Source organism: Streptomyces sp. MB09-02B (assembly GCF_033794485.1).
GTDB lineage: Bacteria > Actinomycetota > Actinomycetes > Streptomycetales > Streptomycetaceae > Streptomyces.
The window spans coordinates 41427-67011 of sequence record NZ_JARGEE010000007.1 but is presented as its reverse complement, the minus strand read 5'-3'; the positions used below and the strand labels follow the sequence as shown (position 1 = coordinate 67011).

At 72.7% G+C, this 25585-nt stretch carries 21 protein-coding genes and 2 pseudogenes; 7 read left to right on the top strand and 16 right to left on the bottom strand.

The genetic code is table 11. The features are described 5' to 3' along the window. The 11 genes from P1P70_RS02600 to P1P70_RS02550 form a co-directional block, all read right to left on the bottom strand. On the bottom strand, positions 1-1067 hold a 1067-nt coding region (locus tag P1P70_RS02600; protein ID WP_319234181.1), incomplete at its 3' end, for an ABC transporter transmembrane domain-containing protein. Then, positions 1064-2803: an ABC transporter ATP-binding protein gene (locus tag P1P70_RS02595; protein WP_319234180.1), complete on the bottom strand. Its 1740-nt coding sequence runs from the start codon at positions 2801-2803 to the stop codon at positions 1064-1066. The genes P1P70_RS02595 and P1P70_RS02600, both read right to left, overlap by 4 nt. Continuing rightward, complete coding sequence (locus P1P70_RS02590; protein WP_319234179.1) at positions 2800-3879, bottom strand: SagB/ThcOx family dehydrogenase; 1080 nt, start codon at positions 3877-3879, stop codon at positions 2800-2802. The genes P1P70_RS02595 and P1P70_RS02590 overlap by 4 nt, the downstream gene beginning before the upstream one ends. Positions 3880-3890: 11 nt before the next feature. Next, positions 3891-5270 carry a YcaO-like family protein gene (locus P1P70_RS02585; RefSeq protein ID WP_319234177.1) on the bottom strand — a complete coding sequence of 460 codons (1380 nt, stop codon included), beginning with the start codon at positions 5268-5270 and terminating at the stop codon, positions 3891-3893. Next, on the bottom strand, positions 5267-6817 hold the full coding sequence (locus P1P70_RS02580) for a CocE/NonD family hydrolase (protein ID WP_319234175.1): 1551 nt from the start codon (positions 6815-6817) through the stop codon (positions 5267-5269). The genes P1P70_RS02585 and P1P70_RS02580 overlap by 4 nt, the downstream gene beginning before the upstream one ends. Continuing rightward, complete coding sequence (locus P1P70_RS02575) at positions 6814-7770, bottom strand: hypothetical protein (protein ID WP_319234174.1); 957 nt, start codon at positions 7768-7770, stop codon at positions 6814-6816. Before P1P70_RS02575 ends, P1P70_RS02580 begins: the two co-directional genes overlap by 4 nt. 92 nt (positions 7771-7862) lie before the next feature. Continuing rightward, positions 7863-7976, bottom strand: coding sequence for a streptamidine family RiPP (gene amiA / locus P1P70_RS02570; RefSeq protein WP_319234172.1), 114 nt, complete (start codon positions 7974-7976; stop codon positions 7863-7865). A 55-nt stretch (positions 7977-8031) separates the two neighbouring features. Beyond that, on the bottom strand, positions 8032-8853 hold the full coding sequence (locus P1P70_RS02565) for an ABC transporter ATP-binding protein (RefSeq protein WP_319234170.1): 822 nt from the start codon (positions 8851-8853) through the stop codon (positions 8032-8034). 19 nt (positions 8854-8872) lie between these two features. Further along, positions 8873-9907, bottom strand: coding sequence for an iron ABC transporter permease (locus tag P1P70_RS02560; RefSeq protein WP_319234168.1), 1035 nt, complete (start codon positions 9905-9907; stop codon positions 8873-8875). Continuing rightward, entirely contained in the window at positions 9904-11034 is a 1131-nt protein-coding gene (locus P1P70_RS02555; protein ID WP_413471407.1) for a FecCD family ABC transporter permease, read from the bottom strand. Before P1P70_RS02555 ends, P1P70_RS02560 begins: the two co-directional genes overlap by 4 nt. 167 nt (positions 11035-11201) lie before the next feature. Beyond that, positions 11202-12191: an ABC transporter substrate-binding protein gene (locus tag P1P70_RS02550; protein ID WP_319234166.1), complete on the bottom strand. Its 990-nt coding sequence runs from the start codon at positions 12189-12191 to the stop codon at positions 11202-11204. Between the two features lie 97 nt (positions 12192-12288). Here P1P70_RS02550 and P1P70_RS02545 point away from each other — a divergent pair, with 97 nt between their 5' ends. Then, positions 12289-13485 (top strand): hypothetical protein, encoded by a 1197-nt coding sequence (locus tag P1P70_RS02545; RefSeq protein ID WP_319234164.1) that lies wholly within the window; start codon positions 12289-12291, stop codon positions 13483-13485. 233 nt (positions 13486-13718) lie between these two features. Here P1P70_RS02545 and P1P70_RS02540 read toward each other — a convergent pair whose 3' ends face one another. Both P1P70_RS02540 and P1P70_RS02535 read right to left on the bottom strand, forming a co-directional pair. Further along, positions 13719-13898 carry a hypothetical protein gene (locus P1P70_RS02540; protein WP_319234162.1) on the bottom strand — a complete coding sequence of 60 codons (180 nt, stop codon included), beginning with the start codon at positions 13896-13898 and terminating at the stop codon, positions 13719-13721. Positions 13899-14110: 212 nt separating this feature from the next. Then, positions 14111-15019, bottom strand: coding sequence for a LysR family transcriptional regulator (locus P1P70_RS02535; protein WP_319234160.1), 909 nt, complete (start codon positions 15017-15019; stop codon positions 14111-14113). A 72-nt stretch (positions 15020-15091) separates the two neighbouring features. On the opposite strand from P1P70_RS02535, the gene P1P70_RS02530 reads away from it, so the two are divergent. The 6 genes and pseudogenes from P1P70_RS02530 to P1P70_RS02505 form a co-directional block, all read left to right on the top strand. Next, a complete protein-coding gene (locus P1P70_RS02530; RefSeq protein ID WP_319234159.1) occupies positions 15092-15481 on the top strand; it encodes a RidA family protein in 390 nt (129 codons plus the stop codon). Between the two features lie 22 nt (positions 15482-15503). Continuing rightward, a pseudogene (locus P1P70_RS02525) lies at positions 15504-15832 on the top strand (antibiotic biosynthesis monooxygenase family protein). Between the two features lie 62 nt (positions 15833-15894). After that, positions 15895-17904: a S9 family peptidase gene (locus P1P70_RS02520; RefSeq protein WP_319234157.1), complete on the top strand. Its 2010-nt coding sequence runs from the start codon at positions 15895-15897 to the stop codon at positions 17902-17904. Between the two features lie 604 nt (positions 17905-18508). Beyond that, positions 18509-21127 carry a DUF6185 family protein gene (locus P1P70_RS02515; RefSeq protein WP_319234155.1) on the top strand — a complete coding sequence of 873 codons (2619 nt, stop codon included), beginning with the start codon at positions 18509-18511 and terminating at the stop codon, positions 21125-21127. A gap of 99 nt (positions 21128-21226) precedes the next feature. Continuing rightward, entirely contained in the window at positions 21227-21709 is a 483-nt protein-coding gene (locus P1P70_RS02510; protein ID WP_319234153.1) for a hypothetical protein, read from the top strand. Between the two features lie 85 nt (positions 21710-21794). Next, positions 21795-22106 (top strand): annotated as a pseudogene (locus P1P70_RS02505) (NAD(P)/FAD-dependent oxidoreductase); the annotation flags it as partial. Between the two features lie 221 nt (positions 22107-22327). On the opposite strand, the gene P1P70_RS02500 reads toward P1P70_RS02505, so the two are convergent. From P1P70_RS02500 to P1P70_RS02490, 3 genes are all read right to left on the bottom strand, one after another. Then, entirely contained in the window at positions 22328-23191 is an 864-nt protein-coding gene (locus tag P1P70_RS02500) for an LLM class flavin-dependent oxidoreductase (protein WP_319234151.1), read from the bottom strand. Positions 23192-23396: 205 nt separating this feature from the next. Continuing rightward, positions 23397-23879, bottom strand: coding sequence for a hypothetical protein (locus P1P70_RS02495; RefSeq protein ID WP_319234150.1), 483 nt, complete (start codon positions 23877-23879; stop codon positions 23397-23399). Positions 23880-23935: 56 nt separating this feature from the next. After that, entirely contained in the window at positions 23936-25528 is a 1593-nt protein-coding gene (locus P1P70_RS02490; protein ID WP_319234148.1) for a DUF4157 domain-containing protein, read from the bottom strand. Positions 25529-25585: the final 57 nt, after the last annotated feature.

Sequence of the window (25585 nt, the reverse complement as noted above, 5' to 3'; positions counted from 1 at the left end):
GGTGGGGCCAGCGAGGGAGCCTCGACCGCGGCGCCGACGCGGGCGGCGGCGGCCCGTAGCCCCACGGTTTGGCTCAGGGCCCTGGCCGACTCGGCGACCGGCCCGAGCACCGACAGCGCGAGCGCCATCGCCGCCGGGGCCCACGCGCCGTGCAGTCGCCCAGAGGTCACGGACTGCGCGGCGGCAGCCACCACGCCGAGGATCGCGAGCACGATGAGCAGATCGCGGACGGCGGCGGCCATGGCCTCCCAGGAGGCCTCGGCCCGCTGCGCCGCACCGACCCGGCGGCCCTGCTCGGCGAGGCGGCGGCGGCGCTCGGCCAGCCCTCCGAAGGCGAGCAGTTCGCGCAGCCCGTCGACGGCCTCCACGGTGTCGGCCGACAGCTTCGCGGTCGCCGCCCTGGTGCGGGCCCCGCGTGTGGCCCGTCCGCGCGCGTCGGCGAAGGGGGCCACGGCGAGCAGCGCGGCGACCGGCAGCACCGCCGCCAGCAGCCACGGCTCGACGGTGGCCAGCACCGCCGCCCCGCCGGTGAACACCACGCCAGAGGCGAGGAGTTGGGCGGTGGTGTGGGCGTAGAAGAACTCCAGCGCCTCCACGTCGGCCATCGCGGTGGCGGCCAGGTCCCCGCTGCGTCGGCCCGCCACGCGGGCGGGCGCGCTGCGGGAGAGCCCGTCGAAGACCCGCACGCGCAGCTCGGCCAGCACCCGGTAGGCCAGGTCGTGCGAGAGGTCCATCTCGCGCCAGGTCATCAGGGCTCGTACGAGGACGAGGGCGACCAGGGCGGTGACCGTGCCGCCCCCGGGAGCACGGCCGTCGATGACGGCGGTGCCGACGCTGTGCGCGGCCAGCGTCAACAGCGCCACCAGAGAGCCTTGTTCGAGGACTGCGGCCGCGCAGGTGCGGGCCATCATGCCCCGGTGCCCGACGAGAGCGGGCAACAGCGCGCGCAGTGAACCCCGTGGGGGCACGGGGGCGTCGACGGTGCCGCCCTGCGGCGTCAGGTCGGCGCCTGCGTCGGTGGTGCCGCCCGATGTCACGTCGGCGGCGGCATCGGTGGTGCTGCTCATGCGGCGAGCCCTTCTTCGTGGGTGTGGCCCGCTTCGACCAGCTGGGCGTAGACGCCACCGGCGTCCATGAGGTCGTCGTGGTCACCGATGGCGTCCACGCGTCCGTCGTCGAGCACCACGATGCGGTCGGCGTGCCGGACGGCGGCGAGCCGGTGGGCGACCAGCAGGACGGTCCGGCCGCCCGCGGCGTCCAGCAGTTCGCGGACGATGTGGGCCTCCCGGCGTTCGTCGACCGAGCTCGTGGCCTCGTCGAGGACGAGCACCCGGGCGTCGGCCAGCAGGGCGCGGGCCAGGGCGAGGCGCTGGCGCTGCCCGCCGGACAGGGTGGCGCCCCGTTCCCCGAGCACGGTTGCGTAGCCGTCGGGGAGCGCCGCGATCTCGTCGTGGATGCCGGCGGTCCGTGCCGCGTCGAGCAGTTCGTCGTCCGTGGCGGTCGGCCGGGCCAGGCGCAGGTTGTCGGCGATGGTGGCGTGGAAGAGGTAGGTCTCCTGCGAGACGACCGCTATGCCCTGCCGCAGCGAGTCGAGTGCGTACGCGGTGACGTCGCGGCCGTCGATGGTGATCCGGCCCCGCTGCGGCTCGCGATGGCGCAGGAGCAGGCCGAGCAGCGTGGACTTGCCTGCGCCGGAGGGGCCGACGATGGCGGTCGTGCGCCCCGCCTCGGCGGTGAAGGTGACATCGCGGAGCGCGGGAGCCTCGGCGCCGTCGTAGCCGAACTCGACCTGTTCGAAACGGACTTGGGGCGGGTCAGGCCAGTGCGCCCGCTCCGTCGCCGTGTCGGGTACGGCGGGGTCGGCGGTGCGCAGTGCCGCGATCCCGTCCGCGGCCGACACTCCCAGGTACCCGGCGTGCCATTCGCGGGACAGGTCGCGTACGGGCCGGAAGCACTCGGAGGCCAGCAGCAGCATCAGATAGGTGGCGGTGGGTGTGGTGGAGCCGGTGACGGCCGTCCAGCAGGCGAGCAGCGCGGCGGCCGCTGTGCCGCCCTGGATGGCCAGGTCGGTGAGTGCGGTGTCGACCAGGGACACTCGGAGCTTGGCGACGGTGGCCCGGTGCAGCGCCGCCGAGCGCTTCTCCAGCCGCTCGCGGGTGCGTCCGACGGCGCCCGCGGCCCGCAGCGCGGGCATGCCCTGCAGCGCTTCGAGGTAGTCGGCGCCCAGTGCCTCGTAGGTGTCCCAGTGTTCCTTGCCGCGCTTGGCGAGGAGGCGGTCCCAGGCGCGGGGACCGAACAGGCCGAGCAGCAGGGCGGGTACGAGGCCGAGGAGGGCGACCGGTTCGACGGCGGCCAGGGCGGCGAGCAGCAGGGGCGGCACGGTGAGGGTGATGAGGAGCTGCGGCAGGTAGCGGGAGACGTAGGCGTCGACGCCCTCCACCCCGTCGACGAGGGTGGTGCGCACCGCCCCGGCCCGCGCGGAGGTCAGATGCGCGGGGCCGAGCCGTCCGAGGTGGGTGAGAAGCTCGTCCCGCAGACGGACCCTGACCAGCTCCCCGGCGCGGGTGGCGGTGTGCCGCTGCCACTGGGCGAGCCCCGCTCGGACGGCGACGACGCCGAGCACTCCCCCGAGGAGCAGCGGGAACCGGTCCGTGTCGCCTCCGGCCACGTCGGCGAGGGCGACCGCGAGCAGCACGGCCTGCGCCAGGTGGGCGAGGGTGACAGCCCCCTGCAGGGCGGTGGCCGCGAGCAGAGGGCGCTGGGCGTGCCGTGCGGCGCGGCGCAGCTCGGGGTGGACGATCACGAGGTCCCCTCTTCGGAGTGGGTGGTGCCGAGGGCCAGGCCGTGGACGATCCAGTCCCTGCCCGGTGCGGCGCCGAGCGCGGCACCGAGGTCGGCCTGCTGCCAGGCGCCCACGGGGCGGCCGGCCAGGCCGTGTCGGCCGGCGGTCACGTGAGCCATGTGGACGGCGAACCCGGCCCGCAGATGGGCCCGGCGGATCTGCGGGGCATCGGCGTCCGTCGGGCAGCCGTAACCGAGCAGGACGGCGCCCGCTTCCGCGATCCAGGCCTGGCCCGCGGCCCATGCGGCGAGGGTCGGGCGGGCCTCACCGGCGGCGAGGCGGCGCAGTGTGCCGTCGGGTGCCGACGCGACGAGTGCGGGCTGTGGTTCACCCACGGCCGCGCACCACCCGAGGTCCCCGGCGTTCGCCTCGGCGGCGGCGAGCACCGCCCGCAGGGCCTCCTGGGGAGGGGTGCCCCGCAACGGCGGGCCGGCGCTGCGGCGCGTCAGCAGGTCGCTGGGGGTCGGTGCGCCCACGGCCGGCTGTGCGGTCTCGGGCGGAGCGAAGTGCACTGCGGCGAGGGGGTCTTCGGCGCGTCCGTCGAGGTCGAGTGCCGTCGGCGGGACGCCCAGGGAGCGCGCCGCGAGCGTCAGTGCCGCGGCGGCGTGCCCGGTGTCCAGCAGGATCAGCGGCCAGGCCCGGTGGCCGTAGTGCGCGATCGTGCGCTGCGCCGTGGCGGAGAGTTCGACGGTGGCCCCGGGCGGGGTGTCGTCGGGTGCCGCCCCGAGTCGGTGTACGCGGTGGCTCAGCGGGTCGTAGCCGTAGCGTCCCGGCGGCAGCGGGCAGTCGGCGCCCACGACGAGCCGGGCGTCCACCGGGTGCAGCGCGCCCGCGGACGGGGTGGGCCGCAGCCGTCCGGCGCCGTCCGAGGCCGCCAGGGAGAGGCTGAGCAGCCGGCCCAGGTCGAGCTGTCCGGGGCCGGCCTCCGACAGGGGAAGCGCCGGTCCGGGCCAGGGTCGGACGGCAGACCCGGCAGGCGTGTCCGGGCCCGGCTTCTCCGGCGTGCGGGCCCGGGCGAGGGCGGTGACGAGATCCACGGGTGGAGGCCTCACATGTGGGGCGGAGGAGCCAGGGTGAAGTCCTCCGGCGCGCTCGGCGCGGTGGTGCGCCAGCCCCGGGAGACGGCGGCGTCGGCGAGGCGCGGGGAGCCGAAGTACCCGAAGGCCGCCGGGGCGTTGGGGATGAGGCCGGAGACGAGGACCCGGGCGACGCGCAACGGCGTTTCGGCCACGTCCTCGGTGGTGAGGTCGAACGTCATGACGCGGTGGCCGCCGTCGTGGAGTGCGCGCTCCAGCCGGTCGCGGCTGCCGGGCTCGACGGCGTCGACGGATACGGTCCCGTGCGCGGGGTCCGTGAACCGCCGGGCCTCGGGCGCCATCCGCTCGTCCAGCCACACCTGCACGTGTGCGCCCAAGTCCCGTACGTGGGCGAAGCGTTCGCCGCACGCGTCGAGGTAGCGGCGGTCCTCGCGGTGGTCGAGGTAGAGCCCGCGGGCGAGCAGTCCTGCCTCGACGGCCTGGAAGACCCAGCCGTCGGGGTCGGCGAGGCCCTGAGTGAAGACCCAGGTGTGGACGGCCTCCAGGACGGCCTTGCGCGCGGCCTCGGCCGGGTCGTACTTGCAGGCGAACCCGGCGGCGTAGAGCCCGAGCCGTGGGTCGCGGACGAGGGCGGCCATGCAGGGGGCGAACTCCGAGGGCATCTCGGCGAGGTGGACTTCGAGCCCGGACCCGGCGAGGTCGTCGGCGAGGCCGGGCACACTGGCCGGGTCGATGCCTCGGGTCGGGCCGTCGAGGTGCCACCACAGTTCGAGGGCGTCGCGTTCGACGACCTCCAGCAGGCCGCGCTCGACGGCGTCGTCCAGCCCCTGTCCGGTGGCGATGCCCGCGTAGTTGAGGTGGTGGGTGCGGGGCAGCGAACGCAGCTCGCCCTGGCGCCAGTTGAGGTGGGTGAGGGCGACGGGTGCCCAGACCTCGGCTCTCTCCCCGCCGGGCAGCCGTTCCTCGCCGCGCGCCCACAGCGACGGGGTGTCGGCGGTGAGGCGGCGGTAGGGGAACTTCTCGCGGGTGTACTGCCAGTCGGCGTAGGCGGGCAACTCGTCGGGCCCGTACAGCCGCAGGCCCTTGCCCAGCAGCTCGGCGGCCGTGGCGCGCAGCGGGGCCTCGGGGTGGCCGGGCGGGGGTACGCGGTTGCCGCAGTAGCGCTCGATCCCCTCGGCTATCGCGGCGATCCGGGCGCCTTCGGGGTCGCCGAAGGTGGTGCCGAGCGACACCCGGTCGGCGGGCCACAGGCCGAGCCTGCGGGCATCGGCGATCTCGGCGGTGAGCGCGGTGTAGCGGGGTGGGGTGCCCGGGGGGTGCTCGACGGGCTCGACCTTGCGGACGATGCCGCACACGGGGTCGACCAGGGCTTCCAGTGGCAGCGCCGTCATCGCAGGATCTCCTGTACGGGATCGGTGGGGGTGGGACGGGAGCGGAGCACGGGCAGGTGGAGTGCCACGCGCTCGGGGTCGACCTCGCGCCGGGAGGCGAGGAGCCGGGTGGCCGTGACCGGGTCGTCGCCGGTGTGGGGGTTGCGGGCGTGGGCGGGGAAGTGGTGGCCGGCGATCTCCAGGCGGAGCCGGGTGCCCGCGGGCAGTCGCCGTGCGAGCGGGCCGAGTTCCACGGTGAAGTCGGCGGCCCTCCCCGGAGGGTCCGCGCGTCGGACGATGCCGACGGCGAGCCGTTCGGCCACTCCCCCGGGGCCGACCGCGACGAGCCGTGCGGCCCAGTCCGCCGACCGGGTGTCGGCGGTCGCGCGCACCCGGACCTCGGCGGTGCCGATGACGTCCAGTGGGCGCGGCAGCGGTGGGGTGGCGAACAGGCAGCGGTCGGGTGTGCGCCCCGTGGGGACGGTCAACTCCTCGGACGAGACCGGACGTTCGGGGTCTGCGGTGAAGGAGGCCCCGTGCAGCAGTCGTACGTTCTGTGGGCGGGTCTCGCCCTGCGTCGCGGCGGGCACCCAGAGGGGGCTGCCGCCCAGCCCGACCGCACCTCCGCGTACGGGCGCGAGGCCCCCGGCGAGGGCGAGCCTGGCCCAGCGTGCGTAGAGCTCGCCGAGGTTCACCCGGTGCGCGGGCCGGGCGTCGGTACCGGGCGCGGCCACGAGGCGGTGTCCCCAGGGGCCGAGCAGCAGGCGCGAGGGGCCGCCCCAGTGGCGCCAGAGCGCGAGGGTGTCGTCGGTGAAGTGGTCGTGGTGGCCGCCCACCGCGAGCAGGGGCATTCCGGCGTGCTCGGCCCGTGCGGCGAGCAGGCCGCGTCCGTGGTGCCGCCACAGGCCCGGCCAGGAGGGCAGGCTTCGGCCGAGCCGGTCCGGGAGGTCGGTGAGCGGCAGGTGGGCCAGCAGGCCGGGGTCCTTGACGAGAGCGTCCGCCAGGGCGTCCTCGTCGGAGTCGTGCCGGTCGCCGTGGGCGGCCCACCACCCCGCGCGGGCGGCCAGCCGTTCCACGCCCGAGGGTTCGCGAGCGGTCTCTGCGGCGCCCAGCGCGGGCACGGCGGCGATGACGGCGTCGGGGCGGGCGTCCTCGGGTGCGTCGAGCGCGAGGGCGACGGCGCAGTGAGCGGCGTAGGAGGCGCCGACCGCGACGACGCGCCCGTCGCTCCAGGGCTGCCGGCGGATCCAGCGGGCGGTCAGCGCTCCGTCGGCGGCCTCGTTCTCGTACGGGTGCCACTCCCCCGGCGAAGCGTGCCGGCCGCGTACGTCCTGTGCCATGGCGGCGAACCCGTGCCGGGCCCACCCCCGCAGTTCGGCGTGGTGCCGGCGTCGGTCGTAGGGCGTGCGGATGAGGACGGCCGGGAAAGGCCCCTCGCCGTCCGGCAGGCGGCCATCGGTGGCGAGCCCCTCGCGGTCCGGGAGGCGGCCGCCGGTCGCGAGCCCCTGGCCGTCCGGGAGACGGCCGTCCGTCGCAAGTCCCTCGACGGCCTCGGTGAACGACGTCATCCGGCCTTCCTTGGCATCGGGGCGACGTCGGGGACGGGCAGGACGGGGTGCTCGGTGACGGTCAGCGTGCGCAGATCGACGCGCCGGAGCCGACGTCGCGCGGGCAGCCCGCCGGGGTGGGGGGCGTCGGTGGCCCACCGGGTGAGGTCGTCGGCGAGCAGGGCGGCGACCAGCCCGGCTGCGGGCGCGGTGAGCTGCACGGGCGCACCGGACGTGCGAGGCCCGCTCCAGTACGCGGACAGTGCCTGGTGAGCGGGTGTGGCGGCGAGTCTGCGGGCACGGACGTGGGCCGAGGTGACGTCCCCCGGAGCGGCCGCGAGGGGTTCGACCCAGACCTGCCAGCCCTCACGGTGACAGCGCAGCCAGGCGGTGCCACGCTCTGGGAGCCGGTCGGCGGCGTCCCACGATCCTTCGGGGACGGGGCCGTCGAGACACCACACGACGGCAGCGGGTACCGGGCCGGCCAGGGCTCCGGGCGCGGCCTGGGGCGCGCGCCCCTGCCCGTCCCGAGCCCGGGCAGTCGCGAGCGCCGGGTCGGCAGGGTCTGTTGCGAGAGGGACGGCTGCCGAGCCGCCCGGTGTCACGGAAGCCACGCCCGTCAGGTCGTCGGGTTCCGCCGACCGCGGCTCCGCACCGGCGGCGCGCAGGAGCGTGGCCAGTGGCTCGGTCAACTCCGGGGCGCCCAACAGCAGGACGTCCCGGCGCTCGGCGGGCCATGCGGCGCGTGGAGCGCCGTCCGCCAGGTATCCGGCACCGTCGAAGGCCCGGAGGAGTCGGTCGAGTTCGGCGTCCGGCTCGCCGGTGGAGCGGCCGGACAGCAGGGCGAGCAGAGCGCTGTCGTCCGTGTCGCCCGTCCGTACGCTGAGGAACTCCCCGTCGGCCGTGCGGACGGCGAGCCCCAGCTCGGGTACGGCGACGATCTCGACACCGGCTGCGAGTTGGCTGCGGGACACGTCGGTTCTCCTGTGGGAAAGGGGCCTGAGTGGGCGTGGGCCCGCCCGCACGGTGGCGGGCGGGCCCACGGTCGAGGGTGCTTGACCCGCGCTTACTCCTCGTTGTCGTCGAAGGGGTTCTCGACGAGCGCGTTGGAGTGGGAGGCGGAGGCGTGAGCCAGCTGGCCCGGGTCGGCGATCGGCGCGAAGATCTGCTCGTTGTCCATGAACTCTCCTTCATCGCGAGGGAAGTACGACGCTCGTTGAGCGCCACATGACAACTTACTGAATATGATTTTCATATTCTAGACCTGAGAGGGGGTGATCTGGGTAACACACCGGCCAGCCGCCCTCGGGATCCCGGCCGACGCGTCCCGCCACCTTGAGCACATCCGCGAGCAACCCGGGGGTGACGACCTCCCGCGGGGTCCCGTCGGCCGCCACGCGCCCGTCCCTCAGGGCGACGATCCGCTCGGCGAACCGGGCCGCGTGGGCCAGGTCGTGCAGCACCATCACGACGGTGAGGCCGCGCTCCTCGCGCAGCCGCACCACGGTCCGCAGCACATCGAGTTGATGATGCAGGTCCAGATAGGTGGTCGGTTCGTCGAGCAGGAGGACGCGGGTGTCCTGCGCGAGCGCCATCGCCAGCCGGACCCGCTGCCGCTCGCCTCCCGACAGCGCGTCCACGTCACGGTCGGCCCACTGCTCCACGCCGACGTCACGCAGAGCGCGCCGGACGACCGGGTCGTCGCCTTCGCGCAGCATGCCGAGAGGACCGCGTGCCGCGTACCGTCCCTGCCTGACGAGGTGCCGGACGGTCATGCCGGGGACGGCCGGGGCCGCCTGGTGCAGCAGCGCGACCCGCCGGGCGGTGGCACGTCGGGAGAGCCCCGCGAGGTCGTCGCCGCCGAGCAGGACGCGCCCCTCGTCCGGCCGCAGCAGGCCGGCGGCCAGCCGCAACAGGGTCGACTTGCCACAGCCGTTGAGGCCGATGAGGGCGGTCAGCTCGCCCGGTTCGACGGTGACGTCCACGCCACGCAGCACGGGGCGGCCGGGGTAGCCGAAGCGGACTCCCTCGGCGCGGATACCCAGGGGTTCGGTCATGTTCCGTCCTTCGTCGACATCAGAACGTTCGGCCGGGCGCCCGGCGTACGACGACCAGCAGCAGCACGGCTCCGAGACAGGTCGTGAGCGCCCCGACCGGCAGCGTGAGCCGCCCGCTGTCCAGCACGACGGCCAGCAGGCGCGAGGCCAGTTGCGCGGCCGCGTCCGCCCCGCACACCACGGTCGCGCCCACCAGGGCGGCACCGGGCAGTGTCCGTCGCAGATCCGCGCCGAACAGGGCCAGTGCGAGGTGCGGCACCAGCAGCCCGACGAAACCCAGCGCCCCTACGGCAGCCACGGCGCCCGCCGTCAGTGCCACGGCGCACACCAGGGCGAGGGTCCGGGCACGCGCGGCGGACAGCCCGGCCGCACCGGCGATCTCGTCACCGCACCGCAGCAGAGTCAACGGGCCCGCCAGCAGCCACGCCATCGCGCCCCAGGCCAACGCCCAGGGCCACAACAGATGCCAGTGCTGCCACACCCGGCCCTCCGTCGTGCCGACGAGCCACTGGACGACACTGCCCAGCTCCCCCGGCGCGACCAGCAGCACCATGGCGGTGAGCCCGCCGAGCACCGCCGACACGAGCACCCCGTAGACGGCGGTCTGCGCGGGATCGCCCCCGCCACGCCCGGCGAGCAGCCACAGGAACGCGGCTCCGACGAAGCCACCCACACACGCGGCGACGACGACCGCGAGCGGCGACTCCCAGCCCGCCAGTCCGAGACCGGTCGCGGTGACCGCCCCGAGCACCGCGCCCGGAGTCACGCCGGTGACCTCGGGCCCGGCGAGCGGGTTGCGCAGAGCGGACTGCAGCACCAGGCCCGCCACACCGAGACACGCCCCCGCGCCGAGGGCCACCAGCAGCCGGGGCAGCCGGAGTTGGAGCAGGATGTGCCGCTCCGTGGCGTCACCGCCGCCGCCGAGGACGTCCCATACCGCGGCCGGGGACATGCCGCGCCCGGCCAGCAGCTCCGCGCAGGCGCATGCGAGGAGGAGCAGGGCGAGAGCCCAGAATCTGCGACGCACCTGGTCTCTCCAGACTCTCCGACTCATCTGGTCTCCTCCGATGCGGTCGCCCCACGGGTCGGGAGACGGGTGTCGGAGGGACCGTTGCCCTCGGACAGCTCCGCATGACCGCGTGTCCCTGGCTCAGGGGAGTTGAGTTCCGTCCCGGACGGCTCGACAAGTCCCGCTGCGGAACCCGTCCTCGGCTCCTCCGATCGCTCAGCCTCGGATGCCGACGCCGGCTGCGAGACCCTCGGCCTCCGCTTTCCCCACCGAAGCAGGGCGACGCCGACGGGCACCCCGAACAGGGAGGTCCAGGCGCCGACAGGTGTCTCCACGGGGGCCAGCGCCAGCCGGGCCGGCACATCGGCGACGACCACCACGACGGCCCCCCACGCGGCCGACCAGGGCAGCCAACGTACCGCGTCCGCACCGGGGTTGAGCCGCCGCGCCAGATGCGGGGCGAGAAAGCCGACCCACGCCACCGGCCCGCACACGGCCGTCACGGGCGCGATCAGCAGGACGGCGATGGCCAGTGCGGCGAACCGGGCACGGTGCACCCGGACGCCCAACGCCTCCGCGTCCTCGTCCCCCAGCCGCAGCACCGAGAGCACCGGCGCGCACAGCACGAGCGCGGGCACCGCGACGAGCAGCCAGGGCCACAACCCGGTGACGTCGTCCCAGGTACGGGCGGAGAGCGATCCGAGCAGGTACCGGTAGATCAGCTGGAGGTCCAACTGATCGGCCATGACCATGAGGACGAGCAGCGCGGCCTGCAGGGCGGCGGCGACCGCGGCACCGGTGAGCAGGACGGCGGACGGGCTGCGTCCCAGCCCGGCGGCGAGCAGCGTGAGCGCACCGCCGAGCGTCGCACCGCCGATGGCCAGCAGCGGCTGAACGGCGGCGGGGATGGAGACCGCCAACACCAGGGGCGCGGCGACCCCGAGCGCGGCCCCGGAGGACACCCCCAGCATCTCGGGGACGGCCAGCGGGTTGCGCAACGCCTCCTGCAGTACGAGCCCCGCGGCGCCCAGACAGGCCCCGGCGATCAGCCCCAGCACCAGCCGGGGCACGCGCAGTTCGTTGACGACGACGCCGGCGAGCGTGCTGTCCCCCTCCAGCAACGCGGCGGGCAGGAGGTGCGGGGGGACGTGGGGCGTGCCCAGGCTCAGCATGCAGACGGACGACGCGAACAACAGCGAGGCCACCGCCAGGAGTTGCCATCGACTGCCGGGGCGCGGGGACCGTACGGATCGTCGCCCACCGGGGCGCGGGAACCATACGGACCGCCGCCTGCCGGAGGTGGCGTCACCGGCCGCCGTCTCTGACGCGGTCGGTGCGGTCACCGCAGGGCGGCCGTGGCCTCGTCGAGGACGATGCCCAGTGAGCGGGTGCCCCGCCCCTTGGCCCACACCTCGGAGTTCACCTCGTGAACGTCCCCGTTCCGCACGGCCGGGATCTTCCCCCACAGCGGGTTCTTCGCCAGCTTCTCGGACAGCTTGCCGTCCGGCGCGCCGAAGCTGATCGTCTCGACGAACAGCACGTCCACATCACGCGCGAGGATCTCTTCGAGGCTGTAACTGCCCTCCACGCCACGGGACTTCCACGGGTAGTCCGCCAGCTTGGGGAACAGGCCGGCCGCCACGTCCGTCCCCGGGGTGGCGACGCCGAAGTTCTCGTCACTGCCGTAGATGATGAGCGCGGTCTTGTCGCTCTTGTTCCGCTCCGCGTCGGCGAGCTTGGTACGGAAGGTCTTCTCGGCCTTCTCGCCCTCGGCGGTGCGCCCGGTGAGGGCGGCGACGTCGCGCAGGTAACCGACGCTGTCCTGCCACTCCTCGGGCTGCATGGGCCAGAACGTGGTGGCGCCCTTCAAGGACGGGGCGAGCTTGCCGTGGGTGTCCTCGAGACCGATCACGAGGTCGGGCTTGTGGGAGAGGATCGCCTCCACCTCGGGCGCGATGAAGCCACCGGGGATGACGTCGACCTTCTTCGCCTTCTCCGCCCCGAGGAACCCCGGCTGCGCCAGGAGGGCGTTGTTCGAAGCCGTGGGCACGATGCCCAGCTCGGTCAGGATGTCGTCGCAGAGCGCGAACAGGCAGACGATGCGCTTCGGTTCCTGCTTCAGGGAGATCTCGACGCCGTTGGCGTCGGTCAACCGACGCGTGGCCTTGATGGGTTCCACAGTGACGTCGGTCTTCGCGTCCGTCTTCGCGTCGGCCACCGCGTCCCCGTCGTTCGCGGGTTCGGTGGACGTCCCGCACCCGACCAGGACGGAACCCACTATCGCCGCGGTGACCCAGGTGCGGACGAATCTCGACGGTGAGCCCAGCATCGATGCCCTCGCTTCTTCTCTTCTCATGGTCCCGGAACGCATCGAAGATACATGATGATAATCGTTTTCATCAGATGGTCTCTCAGGGAGGTTCCCGATGAACGCCGGCCCACTGCTGCTGGTCTCCGATCACATAGGCGGATCCGTCCACGTGCTGACCGTCCCGGACGGCGTGGAGACCCACCGCCTCACCGGTCGCCACCTCTCCGAACACGCCGGCTTCCTGGCGCTGCCGGGCGGCAGAGCGGCCTGCGTCGACGACCGCAGGGGCGAGCTGCTGGTGCTCGACCCGTTCGGCGCCGAGTTGGTGGAGGCCGCCGTACCGGTCGCGGTGCCGGGCGAGCACCTCGCGTGCGACCCGTCCGGCCGGTGGGTGGCCGTCACCACCGGCCTGGGGATGGACGACAGTCCATGGTCAGACCTGCTGACCGTCGTCGACCTGGCCACAGGCGACGCCACACGGGTGCGTACCCGCGTGGGCGAGCCGGGTGTGACGGTCATGGGCGACGGCGAACCGCTGGTCGTCCTGCGGCACCGGGAACCCGGCGCACTCGCCGTCCACCGGTTCGCCGACCTGCTCGGCGCAGAGCCCGGCTGCCCGCCGGTCACGCCCCATGCCCACCTCGCCCTGCCCGACGACGGGCACGGTGACGCCCAGGCCCCGCGCCTCGGTCACGTCTTCGCGGCCACGGGAGAGGGCGTGCACAGGGCACGCCGCGACGGCGACGCACTCGTGCCGGAGCCGACGCTCCCGTGGGGTTCGCCCGCTCGGGGCTGGTACCTGCGGCTCGACACCCGCCGACCGGCACTGTGGTCGACCTTGCGGGGCGGCCCCGCGGACCCGCTGCGCTGGCCGGAGTGGACGAACCAGGCATGGCACCATGACCTGGAGACGGATCGCACGACGGTGACCGACCTCGGCTCGGGGCTGGTCTTCCGGCTGGCCCTCGCCAAGGGTTACACCGCGTTCACCCGCATCCACCCGGACGGCGACGAACTGGTCCTGCTGGACGCCGACCACTCCGTACGCCGCGCCCCCCTCCCCGCCATGGACGGGGCTCCGCGCCGCGGTGGCACCCCCTGGGAGGGCGTCCAACGCCGTGCGGTGGCCGCGTCGCCGGGCGCCGACTGGGTCGCCGTCACCCGTGGCGGACATGGAGAAGTCCACGTCTTCGACGCCCGAACGGCCACCGAGGCGACCCGCTGCAAGCTGGACACACCACTGCACCACGGCGGCCACGCGATGCTGCGCACTCAGGACGACGGCGCCGAGGGGGACCCGGTGGGAAGGTGACGCCATTGCGCTGCGGGTGGACACGCCTTCGCCCTGCACGGGGCGTCGTCGATGAAGGCGACGTTGGCCGGCGGGTGTGCGGGGGGATCGCGGTACGCCTCGCGGAGTTGGACGATCTGGAAGAACAGCCGTTCAAGCAGTTGGCGGAGGTGCGGGCCGAGCGGGAGGACCTCGCCGCGGCCGAGCGGCTGCCGGGGAGAGAACACCTCCCCGGCACCGCTCTCGCATGCGACTCAGTAGTCGTAGCAGACGCTTCCGTCACGGTTGCACGCCCACGGCTGATCGGCCTGGTCGCTGGTGCTGCCGCCACCGGCGAACGCGAAGGCCGCGATCCCGAAGACCGTGGCTGCCGCCGCCAGCCCCGCGGCGATGCGCGCGGTCAGACGCCTCGGCGCCAATCGAGCATGTGTCATGGGATGCCCTCCTCTTTCCTTCGACGCCCCCCGAATTAGTTGAACTCTAATGTAAATGCGGGGTTGCTTGATGCGGGATCATGTCAAGATGCTTTGCAGGTAAGCGAGTTGTTCTGTGAAGCTTCGCTTCCGGTCCGGGCCGCCCCGTCAGACGATCAAGACCGCAGACTCCCGCCCACGACCAGCACGGGCACCCTGGAGACCCATCACGCCTACGACCTGTCCGGCGGATCTTGGTCGAGAGCGGCCAGGAAGCGTGGGACCAGGGGATTCGAGTCGTTCTTGCGCCAGGCCACGGCGACTCGTGTGCGAGTGGTGTCGGGCTCGATCCCGCGGAAGACAACGCCTTTGAGGCGGATGCGGCGGATGCTCTCGGGGGCCAGTGACACGCCAAGCCCAGTCTCGACCAGAGCACAGACGGTCTGCCATTCCACGGCGTGCTGTGCCACACGGGGCGTGAAGCCTGCCGCGATGCACAGGCTGGTGATCTGGTCGTACAGCGGCGGACCGACGGCGCGCGGCAGAAGCACAAAGGGGCTGTCCGCCAACTGCTCGACGCGGACGGTGCGTTGCGTTGCGAACGGGTGCGCGGACGGCAGGACAGCCACGAACGGCTCGGTCAGCACGGTCGCGAATCCGAGTTCCGCGTCGTCGGCGGGCGGTTCGCGCAGCAGGCCGATGTCGATCGTCCTCTCGCGCAGAGCGGCCAGTTGCGGCGTGGTGGTCATTTCCTGGATGTCCAGCTCCACGGAGGAAAACCGTTCCCGGAAGGTTCGCAGCAGGCCGGGCAGGACGGTCAGGGCGAGGGAGGCGGCGAACCCGATCCGCAGCCGGCCGACCCTGCCGCTGCCGACGTCTCGGGCTGCGGCCAAGCCGTCCGCGAGGCCGCGGAGGGCCTGCCGAGCGGCAGGAAGGAGTTCCCGGCCCGCCGGGGTGAGGGCGATCCGCCCTGGTTCGCGACTGAACAACGCGTGGCCGACCTTGTCCTCCAGGCGCCGGATCTGCTGGCTCAGTGGCGGCTGGGCGATACCCAGGCGGGCGGCAGCGCGGCCGAAGTGGAGTTCCTCGGCGAGCATGACGAAGGCGTGCAGCTGCCGAAGAGGAAGTTCAGGGCGTTCCATACTCTCAGGGATATCACCTCATACCCAAAGCTGTATTAGACGTATCAGTACTGCTCACATAGCGTTCGGCGCATGACGGAGCGACGTTCCATCCTCAGCGGCTCGACGTTCGAAGAGCGGATCGGCTATGCCCGCGCCGTCGTCGACGGCGACTGGGTTCATGTGTCCGGGACGACCGGGTTCGACTACGCCACCATGACGATCTCCGACGACGTGGTGGAGCAGGCCGAGCAGTGCCTGCGCAACATCGAGGCTGCGCTCGCCGAGGCGAAGTGCACCTTCGCCGACGTGGTGCGCGTGCGCTATCTGCTGCCCGACCGGGCCGACTTCGAGCCCTGCTGGCCAGTGCTGCGTCGTGCCTTCGGCCAGGTCCGACCGGCCGCCACGATGCTCATGTGCGGCCTCGCCGACCCCCGTATGAAGATCGAGATCGAGGTGTACGCACGGCAGCGCACCGTGTAACCACGTGGCTGTCTTCACCACGATGCGAACCCGGAACCAGAACGACTGCGGCGAGACCGACACACGTCTGGAGGACCTGGTGAAGGACCTCCCCGGGTACCTGGGAATGGACCACGCACAGACGCCCGGGGTCTGGGCATCGCCGTCAGCTACTTCCGCGACGCCGACGCCCTCACGGAGTGGCGGACCAACGCCGAGCACCGCGCAGCGCAGAAGCGCGGGCGGGCCGAGTGGTATCAGGCCTACACCCTGCATGTCGCGAAAGTGGAGCGGAGCCACGGGTTCACGCGAGCGAACGGCCAGTGCGGGGGGGGCGCTCGGGCTCGCGGGGGTCTCGGCCCCGGATCGTAGCCGTGCAGACCCTACGTGAGGCTCCCTGTCGTCCGCGTCGCGCGCGGGCGACAATCGCCCACATGACCGTGTCCTCCGGTGGCCCGTCCACCTTCCGTGACCTGTCCGCCCTCGTCGCCTGCCCCCGCGTCAACTCCCTTGCCCTGTCCGTCGATGGCACTCGCCTCGTCGCCGCCGTGCAGTCGCTGTCCGGGGACGGGACGCGGCTAGTGTCCGGTCTGTGGGAGATCGATCCGACCGGGGCGCGGGACCCGCGGCGGCTGACCCGGTCCGACCAGGGTGAGTCGGGGCCGGTTTTCGGTCCGGACGGGACGCTGTACTTCCTGTCCGGGCGCGCCGCCACGGACGGTGACGAGGACGAGGGAGCCGCACTGTGGGCGCTGCCGCCGCGCGGCGAGGCCGTCGTCGTGGCCCGGCACCCAGGTGGGATCGCCGCGGTCACCGTCGCCCGGGACTCCGGCGCGCTGTGCCACACCGCGGGGCTGCTGCCGGGTGCCGCCGACGCCGAGGCGCACGGCAAGCTGCGCGCGGCGCGAAAGGGCGCGAAGGTCACAGCGATCCTGTACCAGGCCGGGCCGACCCGCGCCTGGGACCACGATCTCGGCCCGGCGGAGCCGCACACCTTCGTCCGTGCCGGTGCCGACGCGGAGCCGGTCGTCGCCGGTGGGCAGGGGATCGGTCTGGAAGACCCGGGGGACGCGGCGTTGTCGCCGGACGGCACACGAGTCGCGTACCGCAGGTTCGTGCCCGGGCGCGTCCCGGACGAGCATCGCACCGCCGTGGTGGTGGCCGACGCGGTGAGCGGTGAGGAGATCCACGTCGTCGGTGATCTGGAGCACCTCTACGAGGCCCCGCGGTTCACCCACGACGGGTCGGCCGTCGTGTGCTGCCGGATGCGCTACCCGACGTACGACGACCCCTGGGAGGCGACTCTCGTCCGGATCGACCTGGCCGACGGCGCGGTGCGGGACCTGCTGCCCGGGTTCGACAACTGGCCTGGCGGCGTGGCCTGTTCGCCGGTGGACGACACGCTCTTCTTCACGTCCGACGAGCAGGGGCACGCGCCCGTCTTCCGGCGCGACCCGGACGGTGCCGTCACACGTCTCACCGCTTCGGGTGCGTACGGCTCGCTGACCGTGGCCCCCGACGGGCGGACGCTCTACGCCCTGCGCCACGCGGTCGACGCGCCGCCGACGCCCGTCCGGATCGACGCCTGCGTCGTCGACCAGACTCCGGCCCGGCTGCCCGCCCCGGGTGACGTCGGGCAGCTGCCCGGCACGCTCACGGAGGTACACGCGGAGGGGGACGACGGGTTCGTGCTGCGCGGCTGGCTCGTGCTGCCCGAGGGCGCGTCCGCCGAGCAGCCCGCTCCCCTGCTCGTCGCCGTCCACGGCGGACCTCAGTTCAGCTGGAACGGCTGGACCTGGCGATGGAACCCATGGCCGTTCGCCGCGCGCGGCTATGCGGTACTGCTGCCGGATCCGGCCCTGTCGACCGGCTACGGGCAGGTCAACCACCGGCGCGGCTGGGGGCAGTGGGGCGGGCGCCCCTACTCGGATGTGATCGCGCTGACCGACGCGACCGAGGCCCGGCACGACATCGATGCCTCACGTACCGCGCTCGCCGGTGGCTCGTACGGCGGGTACATGGCGAACCGGGTCGCCACCAGCACGGACCGGTTCAAGGCGATCATCAGCCATGCCGGTCTGTGGGACCTGCGGATGTTCCAGGGCGACACCGATGCGCCCTGGTACTTCCAGCGGATCTTCGGCGATCCGCTGACCCGCCCCGAGCGGTACGAGGCCGACTCGCCGCACCTGGACGTCGCGAAGATCCGTACCCCGATGCTGGTCATCCACGGCGCGAAGGACTACCGCGTGCCCGTCGGGCAGGGTGCCACGCTCTTCCAGGAGCTGCAGCGGCACGAAGTCCCCGCGAAATACCTCTACTTCCCGGACGAGAATCACTGGGTCCTGGGGCCGAACCACACGCGCCTGTGGTACGAGACGTTCCTCAACTTCCTCGATCATCACGTCCTCGGCGCGGCATGGCACCAGCCCGACCTGCTGTGACACCGGGCCGAGCCCGGCGGCCCTCGTATGCGTGTGAGCCTGTGAGCCTGTGAGCCTGTGAGCCTGTGAGCCTGTGAGCAGATGCTCGGCGACCGCCGCCGTCGCATGACGGCCCAGGCCCAGGCGGCGTCGAGGCCGCCGGAGTCGACCACGGCTCCCTCAACGCCCGCCGCCCGGCGTGGTGTTCATCTACGGGGCCGGATCGCCGTCGCCCTCAGGGCCGGGCGACGGCGAAGGGGGCCGTCCCTTCGTGCCATGCCCTCCGACGGCGCGCGATCCCTCACGACGGACGCGACACCCTCGGACTCGACGCTCCCCGCCGGTCCCCGGCGCACGGGGAGGCGCCGCCGTCACCCTGGACAAGCCGGAGACATCGACGAACGCGACGCGATGTTCCGACCGGCGTCCCGCGGGTCATGAATCGAGACACGGGTCTGTGGGAGAGCCCGGCGGGTCCGGAAACCAACCCGGGGCCGGACTTCCCGTTCCGGCGGCCGGAGTTCGGGGTTCCGGGCGCGGAGTTCGGGGTTCCGGGGCGAGGTTCGGAACCCCGTGGGCGAGGTTCGGGTTCCGGGGGCGGGTCGTTGGAAGGACGTGTCTGTTGATGAGCCGTACGGTCGCGTGGGTTCTGCTGGTGTTGGCCGGCCTGATATGCGTGCAGGTCGTCCCGGGACCCGCGCAAGCGGCGGCGGAGCCGGTGGCCGATGGGGGGTGCCGGAGCGCCAGGGCGGCGGGGGCCAAGGTTCGTACGTCGGTGCGGTTGGAGCACGACGACACGACCTACACCAAGGTCGTGACAGAGCTGACGGTCGACCTTCCCGGTACGTGGCCGCCGGCCCGGGATCTGCTGCTCGGCGAGGACAGCCGATCGTACGCGACGGCCATGGCCTGTCTCACCGGCGTCGACCGGTACGACCCGAACTGGCACGAGCAGCGGTCCGGGAACCCGGTCGTCACGTCCAAGGGCGGTCGGGTCCATGTCGTCCACGCGGCGCACGGCTGGATCGACGACCACCGGGGTCATGCAGCCGTGGGGCTGTGGCGCATCGCGCCCACCGCAGTGGACGAGTGGAAGGTGTCGTTGGCTCCGCCGGACGCGTTGCTGCGTGCTCGGTGGGACGAGATCACCGTGGATCCCGGGCGTCCCGGAGTCGAGCGGGCGGAGCCCGAGCCCAGCGCGGGCGACGGGGCCACTGCCCTGGTGTGGCGCCCCGGGAAGGTGGACCAGAAGCGCCTGACGGCGGACGGACGGCCCGAGCAACTGGCCGTGACCGCCGTGCTCCGGCCGCCCTGGCATCGTTCCTGGGCGGTATGGAACGGGCATCTGACCGCCGTAGGGCTGGACTTCCTCGGCACCGTGCTCTGGGCCTCCACCGTGGGGTTCCTGCTGCTGACGGCGGTCCGGCGCTACCGCCGACGTCCCGGCGTACCGAGCGCTCCCCACCGGCCCCTGGGCAATCTGAGGACATGGGCCATGGCCGCCATCGCCCTGCAGGGGCTCGTCGTCGCGGACGGCCTGACAGAAGCGATCGTGCACCAATTGCTGGGCCAGCCGGACTTCGGCCTGCAACTCGTCGCCGAGCACACGGTCGCGTTGGCGTCCGTCGTCGTGCTGTTCGCCGTAGCCCGTCCGTCACGCGGGGTGTGGCTGGCGGCTGGTGTCGTGGCGTTGTCACCGCTGGCCGCGATCGGCTTCTACGGCGTGGACACGGCGACAGGAGTGAGCAAGGCCGTCGCCACGGACGCCTACGTCGACCTGGAGTGGGCGATCGCGCGGCATGTCGCCGTTTCCTTCAGCCTCGTCGCTCTCCTCCTGCTGGCCTTCGCCGCGGCGGCCTGGCGGCTGGCCGTCGACGGGGGGTTGCTGCCGAAGAGCCGCCGCTTCCCCGGCCGGGACCGACGGTTCCGGCTTCGTGTCGCCGGGCCGACGGTCCTCGTGTTCGCGCTCGCGATGGCCGTGTGCTTCGCGCTCGTGGAGGAACGCAACTGGCAGCGGGCCGGCTGGCTGATGGACCGGGCGGACCACGAGTTCGGTGCGGAGCACCGGTGGGACTTCGTCTGGGAGGCGATGTGGTCCGTCTCCTACGTCGCGGACTGGTTGATGAACCACGGCTGGTGGCTGACGGGCCTGGCCGTGATCGCCGTGCTCCGTACCCGTCACGACTCCGCCGTCGTCTCCCCGTTGCACGACCCGGCGGACCGGATCGCGCTCCTCGTCTTCTTCCCGCTCGTCGTCGGCCTGGACCCCCAGAACCACATCGACAACGCACTGCTGGAGTTTCTCTGGACACCCCTCTACATGCTGGCCCTCTACGGGGTCACGGCGCTCCTCGCCCACCGTTCGGTCCTGGCCCAGCCCTTCGAGATCTCCGGACGGCCGCTGTGGACGGTGGCCGGGCCGGCCACCCGTGGGCGGCTGTTGGCCAAGGCCCGTTCCTACCGGGAGATCCACGCCGAGCTGCGCCGTCTTGACCAGGGTCTCTTCGGTGACGTACCACCCAGACGCGACGCCCTGGAACGACGGCTGAGCAAGCTCCACAACTGGCGGGTGAACAGCGCGCCCGATGCCGCCCCCGACCGGTTGCCCGCCAAGGTGTCCGTGGTGGACGCCGTGCTGGCGCTGGGACCGCGGGACGACTGGTGGGGCAACGGTGTTCGCGGTGCCCGCTTCGCGCTCGTGCCCGGGATCCCGGCCGCCGTCCTCAACACCTGGTCCCAGTGGGTACGGGGCGAGGGCTGGCAGAACACCCTCGCCGATCTGCTCGGCTTCGCCGATCTGCTGACCACGCTGGTCTCCTGGACGGCCACGTTCGCCGGGGCCGGTCTCGTCCTGGGCGCACTGTGGCGTGTGCTGCCCGGGCGTCGCGGCGCGGTCAAGGCCCTCCCTGTCGCCGTGGCCTTCGCGCTGCCGGTGGGCCTCGACGTACTCATGGCCCGGCTGCTGGATGAGAGCTCGGCCAACGTGGCACTGTACGTCTCGACCATGCTCTTCGTGCTCACCGTCACCGCGATCGCGCTCGACCTGGACACCTTCTCCGGTGAACGGCGTTACTGGCAGAGCCGGTTGGGACTGCTGCTGTCCATCTACCAGATGCGGTACTACTCCCTCCAGGTCGCCTATCTCATCGGCCAGGTCATCGCCATCATCACCATCTGGCAGTTCTTCGCGGAGCCGGACGCCGTGCCTTCGGGCGGGGAGGCGCCGCCGACGTCGAACGGCTGACGGCGAGGCGGAGCGGAGCGGAGCGGAGCGGGTGAACGATTCCGCCATGCAGAGACCGGGGCCCGAGCCCCGTGCTGCGTCCCGTGACATCCTGTGGCTGTGCTTCTCAGTGATCATGCGAGCAGTGTCGAGCTGCGCCTTCTGCGTTATCATTTCTCCGAGGTCCGGGGTGACTCGTTCGACGACAACTGGCTGGTCGTCGGCGGAACGGTGACAACTCCCGAGGGCAGCTGGTCCTTTGCCGATCCGTGTCTGCTGACCCACGAAGCGCAGCGGATATCCGCTTGGTTGCGCGAGGTGGCCGCAGGGACGGTGGCTGTGACGGGACCTGACGCCGAGGGCGGGCTCTCTCCGGACACGTGGTTCGTCGAGCCGGTCCTGGCCTTCAGCCTTGCCGATCGAACCGAGAGTGGGACGGTGATCCGTGTTCACCTGTCCTTGGAGGCGGCACCCCCATGGCAGCAAGGCGATGACCGGGCGGACATCTACCAGTACGTGGTGGAGGTGCGAGTGGATGCGCCTACGCTGCTCCACGCAGCCGACCAATGGGACCTTGCGCTGCTTTCCTTCCCCACTCGCTGATCAGTGGTGACCCTCTTCCGGTGTGCCGGTGGGGCTTCGCGGGGCTGGCGGAGGTCCTTCTAAGCCATGGCTGTGACGACCACTCGACCTGACCTACTTCGCCCACGGCACCGACCTGGACGAGGACAGCCGCACCCGCTTCGCCGCCCGCGGCATCCGCGTCATCGACTACCTGTACCTGGCGAACACCATGGCCGCGGTTTCGCCTCCGGCATGGCCGGCACCACCGAGGTGCCAGGTGTGTGGGTGGCCGGTAACGCCACCGCTCCGGCGGCCCAGGTCGGGGCCTCTGCAGCGGCCGACGCACTGGCCGGTGCCCCCCATCAACAGCAGGCCGGCCACCGTGGACACCGACGCGGCCCTCCGCGCGGCCCAGGGCAACACGCCCGCCCCCTGATATCCCGGCACGGCATCCACCGCGGCGCGCACCTCGGTCGTGATGTGCCGGACGGTCTCTGGGCTGTGCCCGCCGACCGGGACCTGCCCAGGCCGGTGCGCGAAGTGTGTCAGCGCGACGAACTCCACCAACTCGCCCCGGAGAACGTCCAGTTCCCCTAATCCACTCCCGGAAGCTGCCACGATCAGCCGAGATCACTCAACGTAACGAAGCCTTACCCATCAGACCACCGGCGGCCCTGCCTCGATGCGGTGCAGCACTGGAGGCAGGCGGTCCAGGTCGGGGCCGGCCTGGATCTGGCGCTCGTCCCACCAGGTGGCACCCGCGTCGGACAGTGGACCGATCACGTCTCGGGCCTTGGCCGCGTCCTGGGGTGTGGCACCGCCGAGCACGAACTCGAAGGGACGCTCGGCCTCAGCCGCACGGTGTTTGCGTACATAGCCGACCAGATCCCGCACGTCGGCCACATCCGGCACATGACCGTGCCGGGCCGTCTCGAAGAGCGGAACCGCGCCGTCCCACCGTGCTGCCCGCCGCATGGGCGGACGACGCGGCCAGAACCCGCCGACCCACACCGGCGGACCGGGCTGCTGCACGGTGGCTGGCAGCAGTGTCACGTCCCGGACCTCGTAGTGCCGGCCGCTGTGGTCCACCGGCTCGCCGGACCAGAAACGCCTCAACAGCTCCAGTCCCTCATCCAGCCGCTCGGCGAGGAGGCGTGGCTCGACGGCGTCGCCGAAGCTGCGGTATTCGTCCTCGATCGGCCCGCCCAGACCTGCTGCGAAGATCACCCGGCCCCCGCTGAGGTGGTCCAAGGTGGCCACCTGGCGCGCGAGTTGCTGCGGTCGGTAACGGGGGACCGGCGTGAGGAGGGTCCCCAGCCGGATCCGGGAGGTGGCCAGCGCGGCTGCGGTCAGCAGCATCCACGGGTCTGCGAAGGGACGCCGTGCGTGTTGTCGATGCAGTACGTGGTCCCAGACGAAGAGCCCGTCCCAGCCTGCCTGTTCGGCCGCAGCCGCCACGGCCGCCACGTTACGAGGGTCCGCGAAGTCACCGAAGTTGGGGATGTTGATGGAGAAGCGCATCCCAGCAGGATGCGCAGCCAGCAGCGAAGGAGCAATCGGATTCCTGGCCGGACGGCTTCCCGCAGGCGCCACCTGGGTAGGCGGTGCCGGGCCTCATCGTCCTTCGGGTCGGTCGGCATCATGCTTTCGCAGGGGAACAGCCCCACTTCCATGGTGGCTTCCCCCAGCCGGCCCCCGGGATCGCCCCCGAGGGCCGCGCTGCCGCTCAGCCGTACGCCGCCGTGTCCCACTCCTGCCCCGGGGCGGTGCCCGACAGCCAGGACGGCTCGGCCAACCGGATCTCCAGCACCGCGGACGGGACCCGGTCGGGGTCCTGCCACAGCGCGCGCCACGCGTCCAGGAAGGCGTCCTGCCAGGCGGTCGTGTCGGCCGGGTCGAGCCCGCCTGCGCGCAGTTCGGCCTCGATGTCCCGCCGGGCCGCGCCCTCGTCGAAGGGCAGACCGCGCCGGGCGGTCACGGAGACCGCCGCGACCACCCGGTCCGCGTACGCGGCCAGGGCGACCGGGTCCCAGTACGCTCCCGGTCCTGCCTCACGGTCCAGCCGTTCGGGTGCGGTGTCGGCCAGCAGCCGCATCGCGAAGGCGGCGGACGCGGACGGATCCCCGGCGTCGGGGTGGATCGCCGACAGGGTCAGCTCGATGGTGTCGTCGCTCACGCGCGTGACGCGCACCCGCCACAGACTCGCCAACGAAGGCTCCCTTCCTCATGGGTGGGCGCCGCCCGTCCTGTGCGGGCGGCCGCCCGTCAGGTGGTGATTCTGCCGGTGGCGATCAGGTTGGCCAGGGTGGCCAGCTGCGCGTCGTTGTTGATGCGCTCGGCGAACGTGACGGCACCTCGCTGCTGGCCACGGCCGCCCTGCCGGGGGGGCCGGAACGGCATCTGCGAGAACGTGTGGATCACGGACTCCGCGGGCCCCAGGGCACCCGCTTGGTCCACCAGGCCCTGGTACTCCGCGTTGCGGCTGCCGCCCGCGCCGATCGACTGGAGGAAGAGGAGGTCCTGCGCGTCCCATTGGCGGTTGGCGGTGACCTGGGTCAGATCCGCGAGGGTCATGGTGGCGGCGGCCAGCGGCTGACCGAAGTACGTCGGCTGCGGGTCCATGAAGACGAACGGGGCCGCGGCGGCCAGGACCTGCCAGCGGTTGGCCGTGGGGTCGTACCGCTTGAGGTTGACCGTGAGAGACCGGACGAAGTACGGGGCGTAGGACTGCTGGTACTGCGTGGTCTGGGGGTCGGCCGTCCCGTAGTCCACGTCGACGCCGAAGTAGACGTAGTGGCGTGAAGCGTTCGCGGCCAGAGCGGCGTTGGCGGCCGCCGCGGTGACCAGTTCCCTCTTCAGCACGCTCTCGACGCTCGCCTCGTACCGGCTGTTGTCACGCTTGGAGGCGGGTACCAGGTTGTTCTGCGCCCCGGGACCGCCCGCCTGCATGTTGATGAGATGGAAACGGATCCAGAAGTTCGTGAGATTGAGCTGCCGGATGTAGGTGTATCCGGTGGGATCGACGGCCGGGGGCGAGCCGATCAGCGAGCCGTCGCTGATCATCTCGATGGACGTCGTCCGGCCCGAGGCGTCCGTGACGGGGTGGATGAACGAACTCTGGGGAACGGTGTTCGTGTTGTAGGCGACGCGCTGGACCTCCCGCCGCCGGCCAGAACCCCCGCCCGTCCGCCCCTGTTCGGAAGCGTGCGCCGCTCCCTCCCCGGCGTCGGCGCTCCGTTGCACGGGGACGGGCCCCGACATCACCCGGGCGGCGTTGGCCTCGGCCGCCCGCTCGAAGGCGTCGCCGGGGTCGCTGACCCGCAGCCCGTCACCGGTGTCCGTGCCCGCGACCGGGCCGCTGCGCTGCTGGATCACATGGGTGAGTTCGTGGGCCAGGGTGTGCTTGTCGCCACCGCCCTCGCCGATGACCACATGGCTGCCGGAGGTGTAGGCGCGGGCCCCGAGCTGGGCGGCAGACCGGCGGGCGGCGCTGCCGTCGTGGAGACGTACGTCGCCGAAGTCGGCGCCGAGCCGGGCCTCCATCTCCTGCCGCAGCGGCGCGTCCAGCGGACGCCCCCCGCCGCGCAGCACCGCGTCGACCTCGGAGGCGCGCTGGACGGCCGTGCCGTGCGCATGACCGCAGCCCGGACCGTGCTCGTGCCGTTCATCGGCCACGAGCTGGGCCAATGCCCGGTTGCCCACGGTGCGCTGGAGAACGGCGAGAGCGGCGGGTGACAGCCCGTCGACACGGCCCAGGGCGGCGGCGGTGTGCGCGGCGGCAGACCTGGCCGCCGCCGGACGTCGCGCCCGTTCCTGCCGCGGGCCCTGCGCCTGCGTGTCCTGCTCCCGCGCCCGCATCGCTGCTCTCCCTCGCCCTCAGTCGTGCACAGACCCCGCCAGGCTTCCGTCCGCACG